This is a genomic window from Methanomassiliicoccales archaeon (assembly GCA_014361295.1).
Classification (GTDB): domain Archaea; phylum Thermoplasmatota; class Thermoplasmata; order Methanomassiliicoccales; family JACIVX01; genus JACIVX01.
This window is the reverse complement of sequence record JACIVX010000094.1, coordinates 1-985: the sequence shown is the minus strand read 5'-3', so window position 1 is coordinate 985 and position 985 is coordinate 1. Positions and strand designations below refer to the sequence as shown.

Sequence of the window (985 nt, the reverse complement as noted above, 5' to 3'; positions counted from 1 at the left end):
TAGCCATACATGGGAGTGGTCCGGCTGGAGCTTGAGCGCCCATGGAGAGGGAGCCTTTTTCCCTTTGGGTTTCCGGCGCGCCAACCTGAAACTTTCTTGGGACCAAGAAAATTTTGGCTTTGCCCCGGAGCTCACCATTTTGGGCACCGGTCGCGTGGATTTCCTCCTTTCCGGCTCGCTCAAAGGAAGTGCAACCTGGGCGGAAACGGTCGTTGTAGGCCAGGTCGGATTCAAAGGAGGATGGATCGGGATTAACTTTGGCCCTGCCCAAATCCTCTCCGTCTGGGGCCTCCTGCGCCTGGAAAGGGCCAGATGGTTTGGAGAACTCGCATTGGATGGACCATCACCATGGCGGGCAAACCTGAAGTTCGGAAATGATGCAGTTACCATGTTCATTGGGCCTGAGACTTCCCTGACGTTTTCCCAAGAATCCTCAGGACTTTCCGTGACCTCCGGCGTTCAGATCCTTCCCGGCCCTCGCCAGTTCCTGACCGTGCGTTGGGTCCAAGAAACCAAGGATTTCCGCGTGTACCTTGCGAGTTCCGGCCAGGTTTGGTTCCGGGCCCAAGAAGAAGGGGAAAGCGAAAGCGTCTCCGCCCTCTTTTCCATAAACCAAGGAAAACTTCAAGCCACGTTTGAAATTCGGTTCGTGTTCTAAAGGGCCGGGAATTGGAAGGGCAGGGCTGCTGCGCCCAAAAGGCCTACATCATCCCCGAGTTTCGTGAGGACAAGCCGCGGCCGGACCCGGCTCATCTCCCGCAACGCCTCCTCCACCTTCGGAGCCAGAAAATCCCAGGAATTCGTGAATCCCCCGCCAAAGACGATCATCTCCGGCTCCAGGAGCTCGGCCACGATGGCCAAAGCCTGGCCCATGGCGCGACAGGCCTCCTCCACAAGCTTCAACGGGACCGGATCGCCTCCCTTGGCCCGCTCCAAGAGCTCTTTGGCGGAAATCCTTTGGCCCAGGAATTCCTGGGCGCGGTCG

The 985-nt window shown here is 58.2% G+C and carries 2 protein-coding genes; one reads left to right on the top strand and one right to left on the bottom strand.

All coding sequences use genetic code 11. From position 1 onward, the window contains the following. Nucleotides 1–139 precede the first annotated feature (139 nt). A complete protein-coding gene (locus H5T41_11345; protein ID MBC7109353.1) occupies nucleotides 140–658 on the top strand; it encodes a hypothetical protein in 519 nt (172 codons plus the stop codon). On the opposite strand, the gene H5T41_11340 is transcribed toward H5T41_11345, so the two are convergent. After that, the coding region (locus tag H5T41_11340; protein MBC7109352.1) for an ROK family protein at nucleotides 655–985 on the bottom strand (331 nt) is incomplete at its 5' end. The genes H5T41_11345 and H5T41_11340 overlap by 4 nt on opposite strands.